General features: G+C 56.1%; 1 rRNA gene. It reads left to right on the top strand.

The features are described 5' to 3' along the window. Positions 1–1,735 (top strand): 23S ribosomal RNA (locus tag ACIRJP_RS42530); the annotation flags it as partial.

The following is a 1,735-nucleotide window of genomic DNA, read 5'->3' on the forward strand; positions in this document are numbered from 1 at the left end:
GTCGTGACTGCGTGCCTTTTGAAGAATGAGCCTGCGAGTTTGCGGTGTGTTGCGAGGTTAACCCGTGTGGGGAAGCCGTAGCGAAAGCGAGTCCGAACAGGGCGTTTCAGTAGCACGCTCAAGACCCGAAGCGGAGTGATCTAGCCATGGGCAGGTTGAAGCGGAGGTAAGACTTCGTGGAGGACCGAACCCACCAGGGTTGAAAACCTGGGGGATGACCTGTGGTTAGGGGTGAAAGGCCAATCAAACTCCGTGATAGCTGGTTCTCCCCGAAATGCATTTAGGTGCAGCGTCGTGTGTTTCTTGCCGGAGGTAGAGCACTGGATAGGCGATGGGCCCTACCGGGTTACTGACCTTAGCCAAACTCCGAATGCCGGTAAGTGAGAGCACGGCAGTGAGACTGTGGGGGATAAGCTCCATGGTCGAGAGGGAAACAGCCCAGAGCATCGACTAAGGCCCCTAAGCGTACGCTAAGTGGGAAAGGATGTGGAGTCGCAGAGACAACCAGGAGGTTGGCTTAGAAGCAGCCACCCTTGAAAGAGTGCGTAATAGCTCACTGGTCAAGTGATTCCGCGCCGACAATGTAGCGGGGCTCAAGCGTACCGCCGAAGTCGTGTCATTCACGCGTGAAGGGCTAACGCCTGTGTGGATGGGTAGGGGAGCGTCGTGTGCCGGGTGAAGCAGCCGCGGAAGCGAGTTGTGGACGGTTCACGAGTGAGAATGCAGGCATGAGTAGCGATACACACGTGAGAAACGTGTGCGCCGATTGACTAAGGGTTCCTGGGTCAAGCTGATCTGCCCAGGGTAAGTCGGGACCTAAGGCGAGGCCGACAGGCGTAGTCGATGGACAACCGGTTGATATTCCGGTACCCGCTTTGAAACGCCCAGTACTGAGCCCATTAATGCTAAGTCCGTGAAGCCGGCCCGATCTCTTCGGAGTTGAGGGTAGTGGTGGAGCCGATGAACCAAGGTGGTAGTAGGTAAGCGATGGGGTGACGCAGGAAGGTAGTCCAGCCCGGGCGGTGGTTGTCCCGGGGTAAGGGTGTAGGACGCACGGTAGGCAAATCCGTCGTGCATGAGTCTGAGACCTGATGCCGAGCCGATTGTGGTGAAGTGGATGATCCTATGCTGTCGAGAAAAGCCTCTAGCGAGTTTCATGGCGGCCCGTACCCTAAACCGACTCAGGTGGTCAGGTAGAGAATACCGAGGCGTTCGGGTGAACTATGGTTAAGGAACTCGGCAAAATGCCCCCGTAACTTCGGGAGAAGGGGGGCCATCACTGGTGATTGGATTTGCTCCATGAGCTGGGGGTGGCCGCAGAGACCAGCGAGAAGCGACTGTTTACTAAAAACACAGGTCCGTGCGAAGCCGTAAGGCGATGTATACGGACTGACGCCTGCCCGGTGCTGGAACGTTAAGGGGACCGGTTAGCTGACTTTCGGGTCGGCGAAGCTGAGAACTTAAGCGCCAGTAAACGGCGGTGGTAACTATAACCATCCTAAGGTAGCGAAATTCCTTGTCGGGTAAGTTCCGACCTGCACGAATGGCGTAACGACTTCTCGACTGTCTCAACCATAGGCCCGGTGAAATTGCACTACGAGTAAAGATGCTCGTTTCGCGCAGCAGGACGGAAAGACCCCGGGACCTTTACTACAGTTTGATATTGGTGTTCGGTTCGGCTTGTGTAGGATAGGTGGGAGACTTTGAAGCAGCCACGCCAGTGGTTGTGGAGTCG

Source organism: Streptomyces sp. NPDC102437 (assembly GCF_044765565.1).
Lineage (GTDB): Bacteria > Actinomycetota > Actinomycetes > Streptomycetales > Streptomycetaceae > Streptomyces.